Here is a 22,145-nt window from a genome sequence, read left to right as displayed (position 1 = left end):
CTAATTTATGAGCGAGTATTTGTTTTTTTACCACATTATTTCGAAAAACTACTAAATGAATCTACTAAGTGCTTCGATTCGACGTATGGGATGGTTTGTAGCCGCATCGGTTTTGCTGGCCTTCAGTTTGGCCGATGACACCTTTCCGGTCTACCTGGTCGAACGGCTACAGGCGTTCAATACGGCCTACCCGAAAGAAAAAGTCTACGTTCAGACCGACAAACCGTATTATACCGTTGGCGAAACGATCTGGCTGAAAGGCTATTTGTTCGATGGGCCGTCGCATTTGGCCGATTCTGTCAGCAAGGTTCTGTATGTGGACCTGCTGCAAATCGAGAGCCAGAAAGTGGTGGTTCACCGAATTTTAAAAGCAGAAAACGGATATGCCACCGGAGATATTGCCCTGGGCGACTCGTTGCCGTCGGGTGCCTATTTGCTGCGGGCCTACACGGGCTGGATGCGGAACTTTCCGGAAGACTATTTTTTCAGCAAACCGCTGACGCTGTTACGGACCGATGTTGGACCTGTTCAGGCCATGACCACTTCGCCGGGTTCGCTGCAACCGGATGTGCAGTTTTTTCCGGAAGGAGGCCAGTTGGTGAACGGAATCGAGGGGCGGGTGGCTTTCAAAATGGTGAGTCCGGCGGGAAAAGGGCTGGAAACATCCGGTTTTGTGCTGAGTTCGGCGGGCGATACGGTCACCGGTTTTTCGACCAAACACCTGGGCATGGGTTATTTTTCGATCAAACCGGAAACCGGTCAGACCTATACGGCTTTTGTTAAACTCGGCGATGGCAGTACGCATCAATATCCGTTGCCAGCCGCCCAGCCGGAAGGGTATATGATGGTGGTCGATAACATCACCAACCGCGAAAATGTGCGCATCTACGTCCGGAACAACAAACCGGCCAGCGCTCAGGGGCGGTTTACCGTGATTGCACAATCGCGGGGGAAAGCCGTTCAGGCAGCGCAGGGGGAGGTCACGAAAAAGGCCGTCGTGGTCCAGATTCCCCGGCAATTGTTCCCCGAAGGCATTTCGCAGTTGACCTTGTTTGACGAAGCCAACCAGCCGGTTTGTGAGCGACTCATTTTTATCGAAAAAAATAACCGCCTGACCATTCACGTAAAACCGTCTAAACCCACGTTCAGTCCGCGCGAGAAAGTGGAGTTGGACGTTTCCGTGACGGATGAGTCGGGAAAGCCGGTCCGGGCCAACCTTGCGCTGGCGGCCACCGATGCCGGCCAGGTGCCGGACAAAGAACCGTATGCCGCCGATCTGGTGTCTCATCTGCTGCTCAACTCCGACCTGAAAGGCAGCGTGGAGCAACCCGGTTATTATTTCGATCCCGCGAACAAAGAGCGGTTGCCGGATCTGGATGTGCTGATGATGACCCAGGGCTGGCGTCGGTTTGTCTGGAAAGAGGTATTGCAGGAAACCTATCCGGCTCCGCAGTATCTGATCGAACAGGGGCTGACGCTGTCGGGCCGGGTGGTTCGGCCCAACCAGAAAACGCCCGGCAAAGTCACGTTGACGGTGCTGGTGATGCAGCCCGATAGCAGCCGTGACATCCTGTCGGGCGAAGCGGACGAAAACGGTCGTTTCGGCGTATACGGCCTGTCGTTTCAGGATTCGACGCGGGTGATGATTCAGGCGGTGATGGGCAAGAATAATCGAAATGTGGAAATTCAACTCGATAACCTCGTCAAACCAACGGTGAAGCTGACGAAAATACCGTACAACCCCCTGGTTTTCCAGCGGGATGAACTGGCCGATTACTTGAAACACGTGAAGGAATACCAGGAAATTGAAAAGCAAATCCGGCGAAACCGGGAGATTTTACTGAAAGAAGTAACGGTTCGTAAAAAGCGGGAAGCTCCCACGGACTCCCGGAAAATTTACGGGCAGGCCAGCAATACCATCAAAGTGGATCAAACCATGACGGGCGGAGCCATGACGGTGCTGGACATGCTGCGGGGACGGGTTGCGGGCGTCAACGTATCGGGCAGTGCCATGAATCCAACCGTTCAGATTCGCGGTGCCGCCAATTTTGCGGGGGTGGTCGAACCGCTGTTTCTCATCGACGGCATGCCGGTTTCCAAAGAAAGTATCCTGACGGTGTCGGTGTATGATGTGGAGTCCATCGACGTGCTGAAAGGCGCTTCGGCCACGATCTTCGGTAGCCGGGCGAGTGGCGGAGCGATTGCCGTGTATACCAAACGCGGCTCACCGGATTATGACTACACCAAGGACAAGTCGCCCGGAACGCTGGTGGCGGTGGTGCCGGGGTATCAGGCCGTCCGGGCGTTTTATGCCCCGCGTTACGACGAACCCAAACCCGAGCACGTCCGGCCGGATTTCCGGTCGACCCTGCACTGGGCGCCGATGATCCAAACCGGAGATGATGGGAAAGCCCGGCTTACCTTTTTTGCATCCGATGCCCGCACCCCGGTTCGGGTGGTGGCCGAAGGCGCTTCGACCGACGGCCGACCGGGTGTTGGAAAGGCGGTTTTTGAGGTGAAATAAGCGGTTTTGTCCCGTCTTTTACACCTCTTTTTCGAGAGCAATGTAGTGGGTCAGCTCCCCCTGCCTGTTCCAGATCGGGTCAATTTCAATGTCGCAGAGATACGGCGAACCGCCTTTTCGGTAATTGACAAGCCGTTGAAAAATGGGTTGGGTACGTTTGGTACATTGGGCCAGCGCCAGATCGTTCGATAGCTCACGGATACGGGCGGGGTCGGTATTGGGTCCCTGCAAAAACCGGGGTGTCCGGCCAATGACTTCCGTGGGGGTGTAGCCCGTCATGGCCAGAAACCGGTGGCTGACCCACAGAATCGACCGGGCTGCGTTCGAAACGATGAGCGTGTAGCCGTCATTGAGCGCCTTTTCGTAGTCGCGGGTAAGTTTCCAGTCAAAAACCTCGGCGAATTCGTTCAGTCTGTCCACTTCGCGCCGGTGCTGACGATCCTGAGCCTGGTCGAGCAAAAACACTTCCAGACAGGCCGCCGGAAAAGGCCGCGCCGAAGCCGACGTGTGCTGTAGGTAGTCCGTGTAGGATTGGTTCAAATTCATGAAAATGGGCCTGTGGGGGCAGTTACGTATAGTGTGGGTGAGTTCACGAAAGTGGAAAAGATAAGCGGTTTGTGGATGGTTACCAACAATACCGGTCATTTTACCTCCAGTACCAGGCCCGTTGTCCACCGGAAATCGTTGTTTTTCCGCCCCGCGGCCACCACACTTTCATACGAATTCTGAACCGCCGTGCGTACGCCGATGAGCGAGGTCAGCCGGATTTGAAAAGCCAGATTGCCGTTCCAGCGGAGGTTGGGCTGGTTAAGGGCCGGTTGCATAAAAACCGTGTGGCTGATCGAATACCGGCCCTGATCCCACTGGTATTCCCCAAAAATCCGCGTAGAATTTCGTAACACGTTGACATCCTGCACCTCAGCCGAGTTGGTGATGAAATCCGTGTATTCGTATAACAGCACATTGGTAACGGACAGGTAGGCGTTCTTGCGACTGAGCAGTTTGTAGCCAACGCCTGCTCCGCCGGTGAGCCGCTGGTGGATTTTGCGGAGGTTGCTGATTTCGACGGCCCCAAAACCGAGGTAATAAAACTTGCGTTCGTGGAGGTAAGTCGTGCGAAAATCGGCCAGAATTTCCCGTTCATTCAACTGCTGGTTCTGGCGTCCGTAGGCAAAAGATGGGTTGCTGGCGAACCGGAAAAGCTGACTCACCGCCCAGTCGAACGCTCCGCCGACCTGAATCAACGCCCGGTTGACGTTCCCGGCAGTCACGGTGCCGTCGGCCGTAATTTTGTAGTGAAAACCCGTGGGATCGCTGGCTGCGACGGGTGCCGCCTTGGCTGCTTCCTCTTTTTTCAGGCGGGCGGTAGAATCCGACGCGACCGAGTCAACGGCTGCCGCCGGTTTCAGGGTGTCTGGCGTAACAACTTGAGCGTGGCCCGTTAGGGGTAAAAACAGGCCGAATAGAAGGCTGATTTTAAAGAAAGTCATAGGCAAAAATACGATGGCTTCTTGTCTATAACCCCTGATGCCGTACATTTGGTCTACAGTTGTTCCCAAAATGATTCAATTGCCCTGCTTATGGCCGTGATTCGTTGGGGTGTTCTCGGCCTGGGCCGGATTGCCCATAAATTTGTTCAGGATCTCCAAACCGTCCCGGATGTCGAACTGCTCGCGGTGGCTTCCACCAGCCAGGAACGGGCCGATGCGTTTGCGGCCCAATACGGTGCCAGACATGCCTACGGTTCCTACGAAGACCTGCTGAGCTGCGAGGGCCTGGACGTGGTCTACATCGCCACGACGCACAATCACCACTTCGAAAACACGCTTCTTTGCCTGAATGCAGGCATTGCGGTTTTGTGTGAAAAACCGTTTGCCATGAATGCCGGTCAGGTTCGGCAGATGGTCGAAACGGCGCGGTCGAAGCAGGTGTTTCTGATGGAAGCCCTCTGGAGCCGGTTTATGCCGTCGGTGCAGAAAGCCCGGGAACTGGCCGAAAATCAGGCGATTGGGCGCGTGAAAGGTTTGCGGGCGGATTTTGGATTTATTGCGCCCGTTGTTCCCGAAAAACGGATGTACAACAAGGCGTTGGGCGGTGGTTCACTGCTGGACATTGGGATTTATCCGCTATTTTTGTCGTACGCATTTCTAGGTGTTCCCCAAACGATTAAAGCTACGGCGGTTTTTGGTTCAACGGGGGTCGATGAACAATGCGGCATGGTGTTGACTTACGCAGAAAACCAACTGGCGGTTTTGAATAGTACGGTAGTATCGAAAACCGAAACCGACGCAGTGCTGTACGGCGAAACCGGAAATTTGTATTTACCCGGTCGCTTCCACGAAGGGGATTCCGTCGTTCTCCAACCCGCAGACGGGGAGCCGCAGACGTTTACCTTTGCCCGGACAACCTGGGGTTATGATTACGAAGCTGAACACGTTTCGGACTGTTTGCGCCAGAAAAAAACCGAAAGTCCGTTGTGGTCGCTCGACGACAGCCTGAACCTGATCGGTTTGCTGGATGCCGTACGGGCCGAAGCGGGGATTGTGTATGAGGAAGATAAATAGTTTACGGTTTACAGTTTTCAGTGGCTGACGCATGCTGGCTATCGTAGAATGAAGAATGCGTCAGCCAACCGAAAACTGTAACCCCAAAACCCCTATTGTTATGAACCGAAAACGCCTTGCCTTTTCCGTCCTGATGCTCCTGAGTCATTCCTGGGTGGTGGCTCAAACCTGGGAGCAGGTCAAGTATAAAAACGAGTGCGAAAAGCGCCACGAAAACGCAGCCGCCCTCGTTGGCGATAGTCTGTATGCCATCGGCGGTCGCGGCATGAAACCGCTGGAAGCGCTGAACCTCAAGACCCTGATGTGGAAAAAACTGCCGACGCCACCGGTGGAAATGAACCACTTTCAGGCCATTAACTACAAAGGCGAAATCTACGTGATGGGCGCGTTTGAGGGGAAATACCCGCACGAAACGCCCATTCCGAACATTTATATTTACAGCCCTAAAACCGGCGTCTGGCGCAAAGGGCCGGAAATTCCGAAAGACCAACTGCGCGGATCGGCCGGCGTGGTGGTGTATAACGACAAGATTTACATGGTTTGCGGCATCATCGACGGCCATTTTGACGGCCACGTTTCCCGCCTGGACGAATACGATCCGAAAACCAACACCTGGAAACAATTGGCCGACGCGCCCCGCTCGCGTGATCACATCAGTGCCGCCGTGGTTGGAACCAAAATGTATCTGGCGGGTGGACGCCGTTCGTCGGCCAAAACCGGGCATGTGATCGATACGACCATGCCGGAAGTGGATGTTTATGATTTCAAAACCGGCAAATGGGAAACCCTGCCTGCCGAAAGCAATTTCCCGACGCTGCGGGCGGGCAGCACGGCGGTGACGAAAGACAACAAAGTGTGGGTAATCGGGGGGGAAAGCGAACAGTTGCTGTCGCACAATGAAGCCGAGATTCTCGACCCCAAAACCAACCGCTGGACGTCGGGGCCGAAACTGAACGAAGGACGGCACGGTACACAGGCGGTGGTCTATAAAAATCACATTTATATCCTGGCCGGATCGGCCAACCACGGCGGTGGTCCGGAACTGAATACCGTCGAAGTTTTAAAATAACCAATGAATCAACCAACTGATCGTTACGCGCAACGGGGTGTTTCGGCTTCCAAAGAAGACGTCCACAAAGCCATTGCCAACTTAGATAAAGGGCTCTTTCCCAAAGCGTTCTGCAAAATTGTTCCCGATGCGCTGGCGGGCGACCCGGACTATTGCACCATCATGCACGCCGATGGCGCTGGCACCAAGTCGTCGCTGGCGTATCTGTACTGGAAAGAAACCGGTGATCTGTCGGTCTGGCGGGGCATTGCGCAGGACGCTGTGGTGATGAATACCGACGACCTGATTTGCGTGGGCTCCACCGGCCCGATGTTATTGTCGTCGACCATTGGGCGGAACAAAAACCTCATTCCGGGCGAAGTCATTGCCGAAATTATTGACGGGACTGAAGAGGTGCTGGCGATGTTGCGGCAACACGGCATCGACATTTCCAGCACCGGGGGCGAAACCGCCGATGTGGGTGATCTGGTCAGGACGATCATTGTCGACAGTACGGTAATTGCCCGGATGCGTCGGGATGAAGTGATTAGTAACGACCGGATTCAGGCCGGGGATGTAGTGGTCGGCCTGGCGTCGTTCGGGCAGGCGACCTACGAAAACACCTACAACGGCGGGATGGGCAGCAACGGCCTGACCTCCGCGCGGCACGATGTGCTGGGGCATTATCTGGCCGACAAATACGCCGAAAGTTTCGATCCCGCCGTGGACCGGAGCCTGGTCTACAGCGGTTCGAAGCAGTTAACCGACCCGGTTGATGAAACCGGTCTGAATGTCGGGCAGTTGATTCTGTCGCCAACGCGGACGTATGCGCCCGTTGCGAAAGCCCTGCTGGATGAGCTGCGTCCGCAGATACACGGCATGGTGCACTGCAGCGGGGGAGCCCAGACCAAAGTGCTGCATTTTGTTGATAACCTGCATGTTATAAAGGATAATCTCTTTCCGATACCGCCTTTGTTTGCATTGATTCAGCAGGAAAGCGGCACGGATTGGCAGGAAATGTACAAGGTGTTCAACATGGGTCACCGGCTGGAAATCTACCTATCCGAAGCGAACGCCCAGCGCGTGATCGACATTGCCGCCCAGTTCGGCATCGAAGGCCGGATCATTGGTCGCGTTGACGCATTTGAAGGAAAACGCGTGACGGTGCAGAGCGAAGTCGGAACGTTTGTCTATTAGAAGAATACTTCTTTTGTCTCTTGTCTAACTTCTCTTGTCCCTCACCATGAGCCAGGTCAAGATTTACGGGCTTCAGGAACCGTTGCGGGCCATCCGAAATCCCTTGTCGGATGTGATTCATTCCTGTGTGGTCGATGCGCTGCAATTTCCACTAAACAAACGCGCCCACCGGTTTTTGTATCTTGAACCGGAGGATTTTTTCATGCCGGAAGGTCGCTCGGAAAAGTACATCATCATCGAAATTCTGATGATTGAAGGCCGGACGATGGAGACGAAAAAGAAGCTGATCAACCTGCTTTTTGAGCGTATCAGCCAGCAAATTGGCTTGGCCCTGGCCGACATCGAAATTTGCATTCTGGAAAGTCCCGCAACTAACTGGGGCTTTCGGGGGAAAACCGGTGATGAAGCAGCGATCAATTATGAAATCAACGTGTAACCGTCTATGGTGCTGCATCTGAAAGTGAAACCCGGCAGCAAAATCGACAAACTTTTTTTCGACGCGGCCGGGCAGTTGAACGCCAAAATCAAAGCTCCGGCGCAGGACGGCAAGGCCAATGCGTATCTGGTCGAATTTCTGGCGCGTCAGTTCGGAATATCTAAATCTTCGGTTGAAATAATTTCCGGTTTTACAAATCCTCACAAACGGCTGGAAATCAGTGCAGAAGGAGATGTTGTTGCGAAGGTCTTGTCGGGTTTGGAAGGCGTCAATTAAAAAAAGTCAAGCTGTGTGTGACTTTTTCAGACTTTCGGCAACCAATACCCCTGAATCCATTCGTTGACTTCGTCTGTGGCCAAAGCATCCATACAACAGGAATTTGTGCAGCTCATGGCACAACACCAGAAGCTGATCCACAGCCTTTGCAGCCTGTACTATCGGTTGCCGGAAGACCGAAAGGATCTTTTTCAGGAAATCGTACTGCAACTCTGGAAGTCCTATCCTTCCTTTAATCACCAGTCCAAAGTCTCCACCTGGATTTACCGCGTAGCACTCAACACGGTTTTTGCCCGAATCCGGAAGGATAAAGCGCAACCCGAGCGTGTGCCTTTTTCGGAGCAGGACTTTCAACTTCCGATGTCGGAAGCTGACAATGAATTAACGCAGGCATTGTATCAGGCCATTAGCCAGTTGTCAGACGTCGATAAAGCCATAATTATGCTCTACCTGGACGAACACAGTTACGAAGAAATGGCGGCAATTCTGGCGATGAGCCGGACAAATGTTAGTACGAAAATCAATCGGATTAAAACCCGGTTGGGTCAGCTATTAAAAAAACAATTGCTATGAATACTGACGACTTGAAACCGATCTGGAATGCCTACAAAGATCAGGTGGGCAAACAATCCCAGTGGAGTGAGGATGAACTTCTGCGCCTGATTCAATTGAAAACCGTCGTCTATCCGTGGTATAAACCATATCAACACGCGGCCCTTAATTTTTGTGTCAGCCTTTTTTTATTGGGCATCACCACGGGCTGCTAATCTCCTGATTTCTATGCTTTCTCAATCATTGGTGTTTATCATTTGGGACTTTGATCCCCGCATTTATACCCTGGCTATTTTTGGGGGAGAATGGCCGATTGCCTGGTACGGGTTGTTGTTTGCTGCCAGTTTTTTAGGTGGTCAACTGGTGATGCGTTATATCTATAAACGGGACCGGAAACCGGTTGCAGACCTGGAAATTCTGATGCTGTATGTCGTGCTGGCAACGGTGATTGGTGCGCGACTGGGCCATTACCTGTTCTACGAGTGGGAGTTACTCGTTGCTCAGCCCGGTCGATGGCTAACATCCATGCTAAGCTTACCGTTTGAAGGACTGGCGAGCCACGGAGCGACAATCGTTATTCCTGTGGCATTGTATCTCTACAGCCGAAAGCGAAGCGATCAACCTTTTCTTTGGGTCGTCGATCGGTTGGTAATTGCCGTCAGCCTGGGTGGAGCGCTGATTCGGCTGGGGAATTTATTGAACTCCGAGATTTACGGAAAACCGACCACACTGCCCTGGGGTTTTGTGTTTGTTCGGGAAACCGACCCGGCCTTGCTGCCCCTGGTGCCCCGTCATCCCACGCAACTCTACGAGTCGCTTTTTTGCCTGTTTTTGCTCGCGTTGACCTTCGCCTTGTGGAAGCAGAAACGCTATCGACTTCCCAACGGTTTTATAACCGGCATCTTTCTGATCCTCCTGTTTGGCTTCCGGTTTCTGGTCGAATTTTTGAAAACCAGTCAGGAAGATTTTGAGAATTCTATGGTGCTTAACATGGGTCAGATTCTGAGTATCCCGGCCATTCTGGTGGGTGTTATCATTTTGTTGGTTATCAGACGTCAAAACCGACCGGTTTTGACTGTAAACTGCTAGTATTCGGTGCTAGGGTTTCCACTGTTTCGGCAGGCCAAGCTGTCGGGCATACAGCCCCGGCCCGTGGGTATAAATGAAATCGAGTGCCTGGTTGACATCGGTTTCAAATTCGATATAATAATCGGGATCGATCTTCTGGAGTTTTTTCAAAATCGTCTCCGCTTTTTTGGCCACAAAGGCGCAGGAGTTCTGGTTGTGGTGGTTCAGATGGGCAAAAAGGCTCGGCTGAACGTTGAAGAATGCCGTCAGGATGTAGATGTTCAGTTCAACTTCGCCGTACTTGTCCTTCGTAATTTTGACGTGGTGGGCAATCGCCGACGTGAGCGACCGCAGGGCTTTCAACATCCAGCCGTCGGGGTGGGTGTAGTGTCCGTGGGCGGTTTCGGCAATTTTCTCTTTCAGATTGTGCCGCCGTTCCTCGGTTGTGGTTTCGCCCTCGATCAGCACAAAATGCAGCCGTTCGACCAGGTCCTTGTCTTTGGCAATCAGCCGCAGCAACAACTTGTCTTTCTCGCCCGGCGGCAGTTTCAGAATTTCTTTTTTGAGGTCTTTTTCGATGGCTGGCATCTCCTACTATTTCCTAATTTGGGTGAAATTAGGAAATAGTAGGAGATATAAAAACCTGCAAAGTCTCAAAGACTCTGCCTATGTTGTGGTGGTTTGGTTGTTATGGTGATCTTACACCCGCTGAAAGGCCACAATCGCGTTGTGTCCGCCAAAGCCGAAGGTGTTGCTCATGACCACATTCACCGGCGTTTGAACGGCCACGTTGGGCGTCAGATTCAGGTCCGAACTGATGCGTTCGTCGCGCTCCTGCAAGTTGATCGTGGGCGGAATCGTGTTGTGCCGGATCGCCAGAATACCGGCAACAGCTTCGATGGCTCCGGCGGCTCCGAGCAAGTGTCCCGTCATCGATTTGGTGGCGCTCAGGTGCAGCCGTGCCGGATTCTGCCCAAACACTTTCTGAATCGCCTGGGCTTCGCTGAGGTCACCGACCGGCGTTGAGGTGGCATGAACATTCAGATAGTCAACATCTTCCGGTTTTAGATTAGCTTCCCGCAGGGCTTCATTCATCGCCAGCGTGGCACCCAGACCTTCGGGGTGGGTGGCTGTCATGTGGTAAGCATCGGCGGTGGCACCGGTACCCACCAGTTCGGCGTAAATTTTGGCACCCCGCGCTTTGGCGTGTTCATATTCTTCCAAAACAATGGCGGCTGCTCCTTCGCCCAGCACAAAACCGTCGCGGTTGGTATCAAACGGGCGCGACGCCGTGGCTGGGTCGTCGTTGCGTTCCGACAGGGCTTTCATGGCGTTGAACCCACCGACGGCGACTTCCGTAACGACCGCTTCCGAACCACCGGCGATGATCACCTCGGCCTTGCCCAACCGGATGTAGTTGAAGGCATCGATCAGGGCGTGCGTCGCAGAGGCACAGGCCGAGACCGGTGCAAAGTTGACGCCCCGAAAACCGTACCGGATCGAAATCAGGCCCGATGCCATGTTGGCGATCATTTTGGTGATAAAAAACGGATTGAAGCGCGGATTCCGGCCACTGGCGCCGTAGGCAATGACCTCCTCCTGAAAGCTGTACATCCCGCCAATGCCCGACGCCCAGATAACACCCACGCGGTTTTGGTCGACTTTATCCTCAATCAGATGTGCATCCCGGACGGCTTCGTCGGCTACTACCAGCGCATACTGACTGTATTCGTCCATTTTGCGGGCCTCTTTTTTATCCAGAAACTGGAGGGGATCGAAGCCCTTCACCTCGCAGGCAAACTTGGTTTTAAACAACGTGGTATCGAATTTGGTGATCAAAGCCGCCCCACTGCGCCCCTGAACCAGTCCGTTCCAATATGCTTCTACGGTATTTCCAATGGGCGTCAAAGCCCCTAATCCCGTTACGACGACTCTTTTCATTTGATCATCCGGATTCATTCATCCGGTCTTTTAATAGATAATAGTTTTTTTTAACCGCCTGCCAGTCACGGTATAAGGTGACTTTACAGACGTTCGACGGCGCGATTCCGGCAGTCGGTCAGCACTTGTTCATTCCCAAACACTTTCATCAAGACCAGAGAGCCCTGGATTTCGGCAGTAGCCTGTTCGGCCAGTTCACGCGCTTTTTCCGGAGGATGGTTCGTCCGGTAAAGGTGTGCGAGTGCTGCCAGAGCATTGTTAAAATGAACGCGCAACGGTTCGGTAAACGCTTCGGTGACTAAAGACGTTTCCAGCGCCGTATTACCCATCAGGCAACCCCCTTCCGACCGCACAATGCCGTTGAACAAGGCATCGAGCAGGTGTTCCAGCCGCTTTTTCGGAGGCTTATCCTCATCATAAGCAATTGAAAAAAGCTGCTTTTCGTTAACCGCATTGAAATACAGCAGCACTTCTTTCATCAGAACTTCCTTGCTGCGAAAGTAGTGGTAAAAACTACCTTTTAACAAACCGCAGGCTTGCGCCAGGTCCTCCATCGTGGTTCGGTGGTAGCCCTGCCGTTTGAAAACCAGCATGGCTTTCTGCAAAATTTCCTCCCGCGTGACTTTCTGAACTGGCATGGTGTAAAGGTAAAGGATTGGTATATTTTTACCAAACGTTTGTTTGACAAAAATAGCGATGTTTTGAAATTGTTGTTTTGCAGAGCCGAGCGGAGTACAGAAGAGTTCAGCGAAGTTTTTCTCTGCGAAACTCCTTTAAACTCCGCTAAACTCTGCGAAATAACCTTTTAACCAGACTATCTTTGCAACATGATTTTACAAAATGACCTGTTTCTACGGGCCGCCCGTGGCGAAAACGTAGAACGTGTTCCCATCTGGCTGATGCGGCAAGCTGGCCGGATTCTGCCTGAATACCGGGCGGTTCGGGAGAAAGCCGGGAGCTTCATCAAACTGGCAACAACGCCGGAGTTAGCCGCCGAAGTCACCATTCAGCCCGTTGATATTCTGGGTGTTGATGCTGCTATCATCTTCTCGGATATCCTTGTAATCCCGGAAGCAATGGGGCTGCCATACGAAATGGCCGAGCAACGGGGCCCGGTTTTTCCGCAGACCGTTCGCAACCGGCAGGAGCTGGATCGCATCAAGGTTGCGGATGCCGAAAGCGATCTGGCCTATGTGCTGGATGCCATCAAAATCGTTAAAAAAGAGCTGAATGGCCGCGTTCCGCTGATCGGTTTTGCGGGGGCGCCGTTCACGATATTTTGCTACATGACCGAAGGCAAAGGCTCCAAAACCTTCTCGATAGCGAAGAAATTGCTGTATACCGATCCGGCCTTTTCGCACACCTTGCTGCAAAAAATTACGGATAGCACGATCGATTACCTGAAAGCCCAAATCCGGGCGGGTGCCGATCTGGTGCAAATCTTCGATTCCTGGGCCGGTATTTTGTCGCCCGATCAATACCGGACGTTTTCATTGCCTTACATCAAACAGATTTGCGACGCCCTGACCGAAACCACCAGCGTTCCGGTGACGGTTTTTGCGAAAGGCGCGTTTTTCGCGCGGCAGGAAATCGGGCAGTTGAATTGCTCGGTGGTGGGGCTGGACTGGAACATGGACGCGGCCGAATCACGGCAGTTGATTCCGGACAAAACCCTGCAAGGCAATCTCGATCCCTGTGTTTTGTATGCCGATTATGGTCAGATCAAGACGGAAGTGACGAAGATGCTGCAGACCTTCGGAACGCAGCGGTACATTGCCAATCTGGGTCACGGGGTCTATCCCGATACCGATCCGCAGAAGGTCAAGTATTTTATTGAAACCGTAAAAGAATTCACCGCATGAGCGAGAAGAAGAAAGCCGATGCCGTATTTACCCGGCATTCCGAAGCGGAAATTCAGCAATTTGAAACAACAGAAGAAGCGATTCAGTACCTGGAACAGGGTGTAAAAGACAAAGAAATTCAGCCGGTTGCCGTGATTTCCAATTACAAAGTAGTTTGGCGCTATCACAACAACCGGGGCAAAGACTACACCGACGATTACATCAACGAAATCAGAAGGCAGGCGGAGTAAATTCGTCAGTTTCAGCGCCGAATGGCCGAATCGTCGAATTTCTCCATCATGGTTTCCGGTTTGGTGAGTTCCGTGAAACCGAATTGCCGGTATAAACCGTGGGCGTCGCGGGTGGCCAGGAGCCAGCGCCGGATGACTTGCAACTCAGGATGGGCCAGAATGGTCGCCATGAGCCACTTCGACAGCCCTTGTCCACGGTAGTCTTCCAGCACGAAAACGTTGCCGAGGTAGGCAAAGGACGTAAAATTAGTCAGCACCTGCGCATAACCAATTTGGTTTTCGCCATCATAGAGCCCAAAATGCAAGGTCGTGTGGTCTAGTTGCTTTTGCAGCGTTTCGCGGCTGATGCCGGTGGCCCAATAGGAGCGGTTGGTCAGAAAATCGTAAATGACCTCAAATTGGAGCCGCGCCGGATCGGTCGAAATGGTGTAGTTTTCTTTCTGAACTTCCATTGGTTTACAATAGTGCTTCCTTGATGGCTTCCGTTTTCAGCCGTTGCTTGTCGATGGGTACGACGCCCAGCGATTCGCAGACCAGCCCCCCGGCCAGGTTCGACAGACCGGCGATGAAACGGGGCGGCAATCCGAGGGCCACGCAACAGGCCGCTACGCTGATGACCGTATCGCCCGCGCCCGACACATCCGAAATCTGGCGGATGTGGGCCGGAAACCGGTGAATTTCCCCCTGAAAATCGATAAAAACGCCCCGCTCCGAGAGGGTAATCAACGCGCCTTTCAAATTCATTCGGGCTTTCAACTGGTCGATAGCTGCTTGAAATTCAGCGGTTTTCGTTACATCGAAGTCGATTTTCAAACCTTCCTTCAACTCTTTCAGATTGGGCTTGAATAGCGTGGTGTGGTGGTAGGCCAGAAAGTTCCGTTTCTTGGGGTCCACCACGGTCGGAACGCCCTGTTCGTTGGCAAAATCTGTAATCTCGGCAATGGCTTCCTGGCTCAGCACGCCCTTGTCGTAATCCTGAAAAATAACTACCTGACACGTCGGGATTAGCGCTTTTGCTTTCGCAATCAGAAGATTCCGTTCCGATTCGGAGATGTATTGATCGGTTTCCGTATCCACCCGAACCACCTGCTGCGAACCGGCCATGATCCGCTCCTTGATGGTGGTCATGCGGGAATCGCTCCGAATCAGTCCGTCGCAGTTTAAGCCGCTTTCCTGGAGTTGACCGATCAGCCGGTCGCCCGGTTCGTCGGTTCCAATCACCGAGCAAATGATGGGTTCGGCCCCCAGTGCCTGGACGTTCAGAATCACATTTCCGGCCCCGCCCAACCGCAATTCCCGCCGTTGGACGGTCACAACCGGCACGGGGGCTTCCGGCGAAATCCGATCCACGCGACCCCAGACGTAGGAGTCGAGCATCACGTCGCCGACGATCAGGACGCGGAGCGAATTGAACGCTTCAAAAATTTCTTCCAGGGATGCGGTGTTAATCAATGCGGTACTGGTCAATGCGTTTGGTTTTAATCCTTCTTACTTCAGGAGCGGTTTCAGTTTGGCCGTCCAGATTTCGTAGCCTTTCGGACTCATGTGCAGGCTGTCGGCCCGGAACAGTTCGCCCCGAATCTGGCCGTTGGCATCGAGCATGGGCGTATAAATATCCAGGTATTGCGCCTGTTTTTGTCTGGCAATGTAGTTCTTAATGAGGGCGTTGGCTTCCATCGTAACCGGCAAAAACTTCCGGCGCGAGGGACTGGGCTTCATCGAAATGAAAACGATGGGTGTTTGGGGCAACGATTTCCGGATTTTCGTAAACAGCGTAACAAACCGGTCGCGCACTTCCTGTGCCGTCACGGTGCCGCTGGCGACGTCGTTTTCTCCGGCGTAAATCACAATCTGTTTGGGTTTGTAGGGAACCGTCACGCGGTCGGCGAAGTAAATGACATCGGTCAATTTGGAACCGCCAAAACCGCGGTTGAGCACTTTTTTATCCGGAAAATCGGCCTGAAGGGTTTGCCAGAGTTTGATGGACGAACTGCCGGTAAACAGAATCACGTCCTGGGGGGGCGACGCGCTGCGGTCCTGTTCCTCAAAAGCCTTGATCTCGTTTTCAAAGGGAACGGCTTCCTGGGCGAACGAAACATAGTGAATAACAACGGTTAACAGAAATAGGAGCGGGTATTTTTTCATAAAGGATCGTTTAGGAATAAATCAAAAATGGCATTCGTTTTTTTATGCCTTGTCAATTTTGGTGCCTTACAAAAACTGCACAACCGACTCCAACCCCATGCCGCGCGACCCTTTGATCAGGATGGCCGTGTCCTGAAACGGATTGTCCATAATCCAGTTGTGTAACGAAAATTTGTCGGGGAAATAATACGCTTTCGGCAACGCCCCCAGCGCATACCGCATGTCCTGCCCGGCCAGAATCACGGTGTCGAACTTCCCTTGGGCAATCAACTCACCCAAAGCCGCGTGTTCGGCAGGGCTTTCGGGGCCAAGTTCGTACATGTCACCCAGAATCACGACTTTATGAGCCGCATCCTGCTTCATGAAATGCTGAATGGCCGCAGCCATCGAACTCGGATTGGCATTATAGGCATCCATCAAAATGGTGTTGCTGCCTTTCCGGATAAACTGCGAGCGGTTGTTGGTCGGATTATAGCTCGCCACCGCTTCGTTCGCTTCCTCCGCCGGAACGCCAAAAAACTTCCCGATGCAGAGCGCGGCCGCCATGTTGTCAAAGTTGTAACGACCCGGCAGATGCGTGGTGATGACATGACCGACCTCGTCTTTAAAAACCACCGGATTGTCGCTGAGGATCTCGTACTGATCGGTGAGCTGGTAAAAAACAGCTTCGCGGAACAGCCGTTCGGCCGCCATCTCCATCAAAACCGGGCTGTGGGCGTTGATAAAAACCGTGCCTCCTGTTTCGGCCAGAAAATCGAACAGCTCGCCTTTGCCTTTTCGTACCCCCTCAACGCCCCCGAATCCTTCCAGATGGGCTTTGCCGACGTTGGTAATCAACCCGTGCGTCGGTCGGGCGATGGAGCAGAGAAGTCGAATTTCGCCCTGGTGATTGGCCCCCATTTCTACAACCGCCAGCTCACAATCTGCATCGATGGCCAGCAAAGTGAGCGGCACACCAATGTGGTTGTTGAGATTTCCCTGCGTCGCATAGGTCCGGTATTTGCGGGACACAACGCTGGCGATCAGTTCTTTGGTGGTCGTTTTTCCGTTCGAACCGGTCAGGCCGATAACGGGAATGGTCAGCGTATTCCGGTGGTAGCGAGCCAGTTCCTGCAAAGCCGTCAGGCCATCGTCGACCAGCAAATACCGGCTGTCGGTCGCCAGTTCCGGCGTGTCGACCAGGGCGTAGCGCGCACCCTTTTCCAGCGCGTCATTCGCGAATAAATTTCCGTCGAACTTCTCGCCTTTGAGCGCGACATACAGACAACCTTCTGTAATTTTACGGGTATCAGTCGATACGCCCGCGCATTCGCGGAAGCGATCGTACAATTCAGGAATGGATATAACCATTTTCCGGAAAGAAGTAAACCAACGTTATGAGTCTGTTCGTTATCAGTTAACCGCACGACCTCCTAGTCGGCCGCTTTCACGCGGTTAATGAGCCAAAGTTACATGAAAAAGCTGTTTACCGTACTTTGTTTTCTAATTCTTCAAATCGCGCGGGCTCAAACCAGCGGTTCTTTTTCCTTTCGCTACGACGCCGGGGCTACCGTCAAAATCGTGGGCCGGAACCTGGCTAATCCGTGGGCGGGTGGCATCAACGGGGCGCAATATTCCACCCTCCACCTCAACGCCGATTCCGTTGAAGACCTGGTGGTATACGACCGGCAAACCAATCGAATTATGACCTTTGTGGCTGAAAAACAGGCCGATGTGAGTTATGTCTGGCGTTATAGTCCGCAGTACGAGGAACAGTTTCCGGCCATTACGTTCGGGACCTGGATGCTGTTGGCCGACTACGACCACGACGGCAAAAAAGACCTCTTTACGCACACCAACGGCGGGCTTCGGATTCTGCAAAACACGTCGGCAAACGGCCAATTGTCGTGGAAAACCATTGCCGACCCGGTTTATCACGAAGGCCTTTCCGGTACGCTGAATTTATACATCAACTCGGTTGACATACCGGCGATTCTGGATGTCGACAACGACGGCGACATCGACATTCTGACTTACGACATCAACGGAGGGACGGCGAACCTGTACCAGAACATGAGCGTCGAGCGGAAAAACGATCCCAATGGTCTGGATTTCAAGCGAATCGGGTTTTGTTGGGGCAATTTTAAAAGTGACGATCACTGCGACGAATTCATTTTCGGACTGGATTGTGTCTACGTCGGCAACGAAACCGGGGGCGACAATTCGGGTGCCCGGGTGAAGCACAACGGAAATTCCATGCTCATCATTGATCTCGACGGCGATGGCAACAAAGACTTGCTGACGGCCCACGTTACCTGTCCCAACGTTTCGATGCTGACCAACGTCGGCGGCAATGGCGCTTCGGCCCGTTTCATCACGTCGACCAGCCGCTTTCCGGCGGTTACTCCAATCTCTTTCGATATTTTTCCGGCCCTTTACGCCGAAGATCTTGATTTTGACGGGATTAAAGACCTTGTTGCGTCGCCCAATACGTACGGAAATGAAGGCAATCTGATCGATTACCGGGCTTCCAACTGGTTTTATAAAAATGCCGGAACGGATAAACTACCCAATTTTCAGTATGTCAGCAAGAGCTTTTTGCAGGAAGGCATGATTGATCTGGGCGAAGGGACAACTCCGGTTCTTGCCGATCTCGACGGCGATGGCGACATGGATTTGCTGGTGGGCAACGCGGGTGTTCGGGCCGCGAATGGCTACCGGGCCAGCATCGCCCATTTCGAGAACACCGGCACCCGAAGTAAACCGGTTTTTGAGTTGCGAACGACGGACTACCTGAAACTGTCGGAGCAATTTTTGTTAACCGATCTGAAAGTAGCCGTGGCCGACATCGACGGCAACAACAGCTTCGACCTGGTTTTTACCGGGAATTCGATCAATCGCGCACCGGAAATCCGGTATATTCTGAATCAGGCCGGACGGGGTGCGGCTTTTCAACTTGACCCGACTAAAGTGCAGCAAATCCCGACGCCCGACCGATTGGGCGTGATCGATCTGCCGACCTGGTATGACGTGGATCGGGACGGAAAAACCGACTTGCTGATCGGGAAACAGAACGGAACGATTGAGTATCACCGCAATACGGGGACAGCACCGGCTCCCAGGTATGAACTACAGCAGCAGAATTACGGACAGATCAACGTGGTGCCCGGTGCCACCAGCCCCTCTATTGTCGTCATCGACCTTAACGGCGACCAGCGCCCCGAATTGCTGACCGGCACCCGCGACGGTAGTCTGCGGCTCTACCAACTGCCGGAAAAACCCACCGACAAAATGTTATTGCTGGACTCCACGCTGGTGATCAACGAAATCACCCAGACCACGGACAAGGCTACACCCGGTGCCAATCTGGCCCTGACGGCTGCCGATCTGAACGACGACGGTCTGGCGGATGTGTTGGCAGGAACCAGTACCGGTGGGGTTCGGTATCTCCGCAACACGTCGGAGAAAGTGATCATTACGGGTCTCGAAGACGAAGAAGCAAAGCTGCCGTGGGTGTATCCAAGTCCGACCGACCGGTTTTTGCGGGTCAAATCGCCCAACAACGGCATCGTTCAGGTGCTGAATCTGCTTGGTCAACCCGTGACAGCCCGGCAGGCGGTGCAGGCGCATACGGAGGCTACGCTGGATTTGGGAACCCTGCCGATTGGCGTTTATTTGATCCGGTTGATGCGCGAGGGGCAACCCGTTCAGCACCAGAAGGTAGTTTTGTCGAAGTAAAAAAGGGGGATTGATTACTTTTGCCATCATACACCTAACACCGCTGGCATGATTGTTTTTGTAAACACCCCCTTGAACGAGTCCGATAAAGCGTATTTTCGTGCGCAACTGCCTGATAATTATGAAGTAATCTTCAAAAAAGACCTTCCCGAAAACGAACAGCCAGCGGCTTTTCAACGCGCCGACCTGGTGCTGGGAAACCCGCCCCCGGCCTGGTTTTCGGGCGGTACCAATCTGAAATGGTGGCAGTTAGACTCTGCCGGGTTCGACGGCTACAAGCATATTCAACTGAATGCGCTGGTAACCAACATGGGCGATTATTTCGCCTGGCCCTGCGCCGAAACGATTGTGGCCGGGATCATTGCATTTTACCGGGATATTCACGGACTGGCCGTACTGCAAACGCAGAAGAAATGGGTGGGTGTACCGCTGCGGTTTAAACTGTGTTTACTCAAAAACAAGAAAGTCGTCATTCTGGGATCGGGAACCATTGGGCAGGCCGTCCGGCAAATGCTGACCGGTTTTCAGTGCGAGGTTAAATTCCTGGCCCGAACCAATCCGGAAGCCGAACTGCACACGCCCGAAGAACTAAAAGCCGCTCTTCCCGAAACCGATCTGGTGATCAACTGCTTACCCGGAACGGCCAAAGGGTTTTTCTCGGCTGAGCTGATTGCGGCTATGAAAACCGGGAGCGTTTATGCCAACATTGGCCGGGGCAGCACGACCGATGAAAAGGCGCTGATCGACGCACTGCAAAGTGGACAATTAGCGGGTGCGGTGCTGGATGTCACCGAAGTGGAACCGCTTCCGCTCGACAATCCGCTGTGGGAAATGCCCAACGTGATTCTGACCCAGCACACGGGCGGAGGGCAGGCCACGGAAGACAAAGGGAAAGTCGACCTGTTTTTTCAGAATCTGAACCGGTTTACCAACGGAAAACCGCTGGAAAACCAGGTTGAGTTGTCGAAAGGGTATTGAAGCATTTCTGGAAAGAAGAGCAATTGTAGGTATTGATCCCGGAGGGGTAAAATGTTAATAGGAAACAGCGCTCCGTGTTTTTTCAAGCTCCGGAGGAGCGTCCTGACCCGTTAGGACGCTCCTCCGGAGCTTGAATTTCTTTCCTATTGGCGTCACTATTAATATGCTACCCCTCCGGGGTAGTTTTGTGACTACAACCATTCCACCGCCCTGAAAAAATTAACGGACTACTACCATTTTGCCCCTTTGGGCATTTGCATGGATGAAAAAAACATTACTTTTCGTATTCCTTCTATGGGCGTCAATTGGCTTTAGCCAAACCCTGACCAATCCCTTATTGCCATCGGGGGCCGACCCGTGGAGCATTCACAAAGACGGGTTTTATTACTACACGCACACCACCGGGCGCAACCTGACACTCTGGAAAACGCGTTCGCTGGCGGATTTAAAAACCGCCGAGAAGAAAATCGTCTGGACACCCCCTGCAACGGGGATGTATTCCAAAGAAATCTGGGCACCCGAACTGCATTTTATCCGGGGGAAATGGTACCTGATTTTTGCCGCCGATGACGGCAAAAACCGCAACCACCGCCTGTGGGTGCTGGAAAACGAATCTGCCGACCCCTTGCTGGGCACCTGGACGATGAAAGGCCAGATTAAAACACCCGACGACAAATGGGCGATCGACGGGTCGGTTTTTGAGCACAAAGGCAAGCTGTACCTGACCTGGTCGGGCTGGGAAGGGGATGAAAATGGAGAGCAGGACATTTACCTCTGCCAGATGGAAAACCCCTGGACGGCGACGGGCCAGCGCGTCCGCATTTCGTCGCCGACCTACGCCTGGGAAGTAGACGGCAAGATTCCGAAACCGGGGCCGGACGACAAGCCGGTCGTGCTCGTCAACGAAGGGCCGCAACCCCTGGCGCACGGCAACCGCCTGTTTGTGGTGTTTTCGGCCAGTGGCTGCTGGACCGATAGTTACGCCCTGGGCATGCTGTATATCGACGGCGATAAAGATCTGATGGATACCCGGAACTGGACCAAACTAAATCAGCCGGTTTTCAAAGCCGTGAACGTTTCGGGAACGAATGCCGCCGGGCACAACTCCTTCTTCAAATCACCCGACGGCACGGAAGACTGGATTCTGTATCATGCCAACCCAGAACCGGGACAGGGTTGCGGCACCAATCGCTCACCCCGGGCGCAGAAATTCACGTGGACAGCCGACGGGATGCCGCAGTTCGGCCAGCCACTCGCGCTTGACGTGACCCTGCCGGTTCCGAAATAACCGTATCCGCAGCCCTTAGGCCGAGGGTAAGGAATACGGCATAATCTGCTCATCGGCAAAGCACCACAGCCACGACTCGCCGGGCTCGGCCGAGGCAATAACCGGGTGATTGCTGGCGTAAAAGTGTTTGGTCGCGTGCTGGTTGGGCGACGAATCGCAGCAGTGCGTCTGCCCGCAGGTCTGGCAGGTGCGCAGATGTACCCACCGATCACCGGTTTTAACGCATTCCACGCAAACCGCCGGCCGGTCCGGCAGCGTAACGGATTCAACAGCACTCAGATGGGAGCAGGCTTTTTGTCTCATGGTATAGAAAAATCAG

General features: G+C 53.3%; 24 protein-coding genes. 14 read left to right on the top strand and 10 right to left on the bottom strand.

The genetic code is table 11. From position 1 onward, the window contains the following. Positions 1-85 precede the first annotated feature (85 nt). Entirely contained in the window at positions 86-2,524 is a 2,439-nt protein-coding gene (locus FH871_RS02525) for a TonB-dependent receptor plug domain-containing protein (protein ID WP_229316972.1), read from the top strand. Positions 2,525-2,542: 18 nt separating this feature from the next. Here FH871_RS02525 and FH871_RS02520 read toward each other — a convergent pair whose 3' ends face one another. Together FH871_RS02520 and FH871_RS02515 are read right to left on the bottom strand one after the other, a co-directional pair. After that, positions 2,543-3,070 (bottom strand): PAS domain-containing protein, encoded by a 528-nt coding sequence (locus tag FH871_RS02520; RefSeq protein ID WP_171062737.1) that lies wholly within the window; start codon positions 3,068-3,070, stop codon positions 2,543-2,545. Between the two features lie 95 nt (positions 3,071-3,165). Further along, positions 3,166-4,014 carry a DUF481 domain-containing protein gene (locus FH871_RS02515; RefSeq protein WP_138989750.1) on the bottom strand — a complete coding sequence of 283 codons (849 nt, stop codon included), beginning with the start codon at positions 4,012-4,014 and terminating at the stop codon, positions 3,166-3,168. Positions 4,015-4,104: 90 nt separating this feature from the next. Between FH871_RS02515 and FH871_RS02510 the strand changes: the two genes are divergently transcribed. From FH871_RS02510 to lgt, 8 genes are all read left to right on the top strand, one after another. After that, positions 4,105-5,088, top strand: a complete 984-nt coding sequence (locus tag FH871_RS02510; protein ID WP_306439226.1) for a Gfo/Idh/MocA family protein — start codon at positions 4,105-4,107, stop codon at positions 5,086-5,088. A 100-nt stretch (positions 5,089-5,188) separates the two neighbouring features. Further along, on the top strand, positions 5,189-6,157 hold the full coding sequence (locus tag FH871_RS02505) for a kelch repeat-containing protein (RefSeq protein WP_138989749.1): 969 nt from the start codon (positions 5,189-5,191) through the stop codon (positions 6,155-6,157). Positions 6,158-6,160: 3 nt separating this feature from the next. Continuing rightward, the gene (locus FH871_RS02500) at positions 6,161-7,333 is read left to right on the top strand and encodes an AIR synthase related protein (protein ID WP_138989748.1); all 1,173 of its coding nucleotides are present in this window, start codon (positions 6,161-6,163) and stop codon (positions 7,331-7,333) included. 46 nt (positions 7,334-7,379) lie between these two features. Beyond that, positions 7,380-7,769 (top strand): tautomerase family protein, encoded by a 390-nt coding sequence (locus tag FH871_RS02495; protein ID WP_138989747.1) that lies wholly within the window; start codon positions 7,380-7,382, stop codon positions 7,767-7,769. A gap of 6 nt (positions 7,770-7,775) precedes the next feature. After that, the gene (locus tag FH871_RS02490) at positions 7,776-8,045 is read left to right on the top strand and encodes a DUF167 domain-containing protein (protein WP_138989746.1); all 270 of its coding nucleotides are present in this window, start codon (positions 7,776-7,778) and stop codon (positions 8,043-8,045) included. 75 nt (positions 8,046-8,120) lie between these two features. Next, positions 8,121-8,618: an RNA polymerase sigma factor gene (locus FH871_RS02485; protein WP_229316968.1), complete on the top strand. Its 498-nt coding sequence runs from the start codon at positions 8,121-8,123 to the stop codon at positions 8,616-8,618. Then, on the top strand, positions 8,615-8,812 hold the full coding sequence (locus FH871_RS02480) for a hypothetical protein (RefSeq protein WP_138989745.1): 198 nt from the start codon (positions 8,615-8,617) through the stop codon (positions 8,810-8,812). The genes FH871_RS02485 and FH871_RS02480 overlap by 4 nt, the downstream gene beginning before the upstream one ends. 13 nt (positions 8,813-8,825) lie before the next feature. Next, positions 8,826-9,686 (top strand): prolipoprotein diacylglyceryl transferase, encoded by an 861-nt coding sequence (gene lgt / locus FH871_RS02475; protein ID WP_138989744.1) that lies wholly within the window; start codon positions 8,826-8,828, stop codon positions 9,684-9,686. 9 nt (positions 9,687-9,695) lie between these two features. Here the strand turns inward: lgt and FH871_RS02470 are convergent, their stop codons facing one another. The 3 genes from FH871_RS02470 to FH871_RS02460 all read right to left on the bottom strand — a co-directional run bounded on the left by FH871_RS02470 (position 9,696) and on the right by FH871_RS02460 (position 12,244). Beyond that, entirely contained in the window at positions 9,696-10,253 is a 558-nt protein-coding gene (locus FH871_RS02470; RefSeq protein WP_138989743.1) for a hypothetical protein, read from the bottom strand. A gap of 111 nt (positions 10,254-10,364) precedes the next feature. After that, a complete protein-coding gene (gene fabF, locus FH871_RS02465; RefSeq protein ID WP_229316964.1) occupies positions 10,365-11,606 on the bottom strand; it encodes a beta-ketoacyl-ACP synthase II in 1,242 nt (413 codons plus the stop codon). 83 nt (positions 11,607-11,689) lie between these two features. After that, on the bottom strand, positions 11,690-12,244 hold the full coding sequence (locus tag FH871_RS02460) for a TetR/AcrR family transcriptional regulator (protein ID WP_138989741.1): 555 nt from the start codon (positions 12,242-12,244) through the stop codon (positions 11,690-11,692). Positions 12,245-12,433: 189 nt separating this feature from the next. Here FH871_RS02460 and hemE point away from each other — a divergent pair, with 189 nt between their 5' ends. Together hemE and FH871_RS02450 are read left to right on the top strand one after the other, a co-directional pair. After that, the gene (hemE, locus tag FH871_RS02455) at positions 12,434-13,468 is read left to right on the top strand and encodes a uroporphyrinogen decarboxylase (RefSeq protein ID WP_138989740.1); all 1,035 of its coding nucleotides are present in this window, start codon (positions 12,434-12,436) and stop codon (positions 13,466-13,468) included. Next, a complete protein-coding gene (locus FH871_RS02450; RefSeq protein ID WP_138989739.1) occupies positions 13,465-13,698 on the top strand; it encodes a hypothetical protein in 234 nt (77 codons plus the stop codon). Before hemE ends, FH871_RS02450 begins: the two co-directional genes overlap by 4 nt. 11 nt (positions 13,699-13,709) lie before the next feature. On the opposite strand, the gene FH871_RS02445 is transcribed toward FH871_RS02450, so the two are convergent. The 4 genes from FH871_RS02445 to murF all read right to left on the bottom strand — a co-directional run bounded on the left by FH871_RS02445 (position 13,710) and on the right by murF (position 17,193). Next, positions 13,710-14,150 carry a GNAT family N-acetyltransferase gene (locus FH871_RS02445; RefSeq protein WP_138989738.1) on the bottom strand — a complete coding sequence of 147 codons (441 nt, stop codon included), beginning with the start codon at positions 14,148-14,150 and terminating at the stop codon, positions 13,710-13,712. Between the two features lie 4 nt (positions 14,151-14,154). Further along, the gene (locus FH871_RS02440; protein WP_138989737.1) at positions 14,155-15,150 is read right to left on the bottom strand and encodes a bifunctional heptose 7-phosphate kinase/heptose 1-phosphate adenyltransferase; all 996 of its coding nucleotides are present in this window, start codon (positions 15,148-15,150) and stop codon (positions 14,155-14,157) included. 36 nt (positions 15,151-15,186) lie between these two features. Further along, the gene (locus tag FH871_RS02435) at positions 15,187-15,843 is read right to left on the bottom strand and encodes an SGNH/GDSL hydrolase family protein (RefSeq protein ID WP_138989736.1); all 657 of its coding nucleotides are present in this window, start codon (positions 15,841-15,843) and stop codon (positions 15,187-15,189) included. A gap of 66 nt (positions 15,844-15,909) precedes the next feature. After that, entirely contained in the window at positions 15,910-17,193 is a 1,284-nt protein-coding gene (murF, locus tag FH871_RS02430) for a UDP-N-acetylmuramoyl-tripeptide--D-alanyl-D-alanine ligase (protein WP_138989735.1), read from the bottom strand. A gap of 102 nt (positions 17,194-17,295) precedes the next feature. On the opposite strand from murF, the gene FH871_RS02425 reads away from it, so the two are divergent. The 3 genes from FH871_RS02425 (at position 17,296) to FH871_RS02415 (ending at position 21,826) form a co-directional block, all read left to right on the top strand. Then, a complete protein-coding gene (locus FH871_RS02425; RefSeq protein WP_138989734.1) occupies positions 17,296-19,560 on the top strand; it encodes an FG-GAP-like repeat-containing protein in 2,265 nt (754 codons plus the stop codon). A gap of 48 nt (positions 19,561-19,608) precedes the next feature. Beyond that, complete coding sequence (locus FH871_RS02420; protein WP_138989733.1) at positions 19,609-20,538, top strand: D-2-hydroxyacid dehydrogenase; 930 nt, start codon at positions 19,609-19,611, stop codon at positions 20,536-20,538. Positions 20,539-20,800: 262 nt separating this feature from the next. Beyond that, positions 20,801-21,826 carry a family 43 glycosylhydrolase gene (locus FH871_RS02415; protein WP_138989732.1) on the top strand — a complete coding sequence of 342 codons (1,026 nt, stop codon included), beginning with the start codon at positions 20,801-20,803 and terminating at the stop codon, positions 21,824-21,826. A 15-nt stretch (positions 21,827-21,841) separates the two neighbouring features. On the opposite strand, the gene FH871_RS02410 is transcribed toward FH871_RS02415, so the two are convergent. Continuing rightward, positions 21,842-22,129 carry a UBP-type zinc finger domain-containing protein gene (locus tag FH871_RS02410; protein ID WP_138989731.1) on the bottom strand — a complete coding sequence of 96 codons (288 nt, stop codon included), beginning with the start codon at positions 22,127-22,129 and terminating at the stop codon, positions 21,842-21,844. Positions 22,130-22,145 lie beyond the last annotated feature (16 nt).

It is taken from the genome of Larkinella sp. C7, from assembly GCF_006149005.1.
In the GTDB taxonomy this organism is placed as follows: Bacteria; Bacteroidota; Bacteroidia; order Cytophagales; family Spirosomataceae; genus Larkinella.
Note: the sequence above shows the minus strand (reverse complement) of the source record. Positions and strands in the feature narration are given on the sequence as shown.